The following is a 2126-nucleotide window of genomic DNA, read 5'->3' as shown; positions in this document are numbered from 1 at the left end:
GTAATATCCTCCGCGRGCCATCTTTATTTCAGCGCGGTACATTACATTTTCTAAGTAGAAAGTAATCGGTTTAACTTTACTCTCAAWTTTYAATTGTTCATTACATTYWGCCGCATRKCYTTCAATAGCTGAACGAATRACTTCTGCTGATGGATATGTTAAAGCGTCATCTAGTTCTATGAAAAAACTTTTAGAAAATAGTTTTTTCATAATCCCTTTTTTCTCTTTCATCATATTCCATCCCCCTTCAATTTAAGTCGCCAACATCCATATTTTCAATTTATCTTTAAAAATAAAAAAACCTGCACATTTCATGCAGGATTTTTTATTAGTCATTTTTCGTAAAGTAAGAAACGAAACGAAGAATTTCTAAGTATAACCATACTAGAGTCATCATTAGACCCATTGCACTGTACCACTCCATATATTTTGGAGCTTGGCTACGTGCACCATTTTCGATTAAATCGAAATCTAGTAATAAATTTAATGCAGCAACTACAATAATAACTGCACTAATGATMATACCRATTGTTCCACCTTGGTGAATATATGGAACWGWAACACCGAACATGTTTAATAAGAATACGATTAAATACATAACCATAATTCCCATTGTTGCTGCCATAACACCTGTGCGGAATTTATCAGTTACCTTCACTACGCGTGTTGCATAYAAMACTARCATYGCAAATAGAATTGARAYTGTTAGTAAKACAGCGTTTAAAACGATAGAATCCTGAAATTTCATTGCATAAAYYGCTGAAATACTTCCTAACACTACCCCTTCTACTGCCGCATAAATCGGTGCACCAATTGGTGATATGCGCGGGAAGAAGATAGATGCAAATGCAACGATTGCCGCAATAACTAAAGCACCAATTAATACTGGCATTTTCATCGTACCTTGCGTCATCTGTATGTATGAATAGACAGACGTTGCAAGCAGCAATATAAGCATGATAAACGTTTTGCCTACTGTTCCGCCAATAGTCATCGCGGAAGTATTTGCTCCCTCTTTACGGAATGCCTCTTTTTTCAACATTGGATTAGATGTTCTCATTTTTTCCCTCCTAAAATAGGTTCTACCAATAGTGTAAAGTTTTTCTCTTTACTTTTCAATATATGCAGCTTGTTTTTATTTTAATCCTTCAACGATGTCGGATAGTTCACTCCATCGTTCCATCGTTTTTTCTAGCTCTTCTTCTATCTTTTGCCCTGCTTCAGATAATTCTTGGGCCTTTGTGAAGTCAGATCCAACATTCGTAAGTTCTTCTCCAATTGATTCAAGTTTCTCTTCTAGTTGTGCAATTGTATCTTCAATTGTTTCCCATTCACGCTGCTCATTGTAAGAAAGTTTACGTTTACGTTGTTGTTTCGGAGCCTCTTCTACTACTTTTTTCTCCTTTTGAACTTCTGCTTTCTCAATGAGTTCTCTCGTTTTTTCCATTTCTAAATACTCTGTATAACTACCTAGGAATTCACGCACTTCGCCTTCGCCAGTAAAGATGAACAATTCATCTACTACTTTATCTAAGAAGTAACGGTCATGCGATACAGTTAAAACGACACCTGGGAAATCTTCTAAATAATCTTCTAGCACTGTTAATGTTTGTGTGTCTAAATCATTCGTAGGCTCATCAAGTAATAGTACGTTTGGTTCTCCCATTAAAATACGCAATAAATATAACCGTCTTCTTTCGCCACCAGATAGTTTACCAAGCGTTGTTCCATGTGAATGCGGTAGGAATAAGAAACGTTCTAACATTTGAGATGCGCCAATTACTTTTCCGTCTGTCGTATGAATAACTTCCGCAATTTCTTTAATATATTCAATCATACGCTGGTTTAAATTCATCTCTTCATTTTCTTGCGTATAATAGGCAACTTTTACAGTTTTTCCTACTTCAATTTCACCACTATCAGGAGAGAATTTTCCTGCAAGCATATTTAATAGTGATGATTTTCCGCTTCCATTTGCTCCGATGATTCCGATACGATCACCAGGCTTCACAATATGATTAAAGTTATGTAATACTGTTTTATCACCAAATTTTTTCGTTACATCTTTTAATTCGAGTACTTTCTTTCCTAAACGACTTCCACTTAGTGCAATATCAACTGATTGC

3 protein-coding genes are annotated in these 2126 nt (G+C 35.6%); all 3 read right to left on the bottom strand.

The features are described from left to right. The coding region (locus tag AC1DJR_RS27610) for a DUF4318 domain-containing protein (RefSeq protein WP_477004004.1) at positions 1 to 234 on the bottom strand (234 nt) is incomplete at its 3' end. A gap of 94 nt (positions 235 to 328) precedes the next feature. Then, positions 329 to 1060, bottom strand: a complete 732-nt coding sequence (locus AC1DJR_RS27605; protein WP_477004003.1) for a Bax inhibitor-1/YccA family protein — start codon at positions 1058 to 1060, stop codon at positions 329 to 331. A 75-nt stretch (positions 1061 to 1135) separates the two neighbouring features. Then, a partial coding sequence (locus tag AC1DJR_RS27600; protein WP_477004002.1) for an ATP-binding cassette domain-containing protein occupies positions 1136 to 2126 on the bottom strand: 991 nt, incomplete at its 5' end.

The sequence above is a fragment of the Bacillus sp. 05T31 genome (assembly GCF_056396725.1).
The sequence above is the reverse complement of the archived record's forward strand: the minus strand, read 5'-3'. Positions and strand labels throughout refer to the sequence as shown.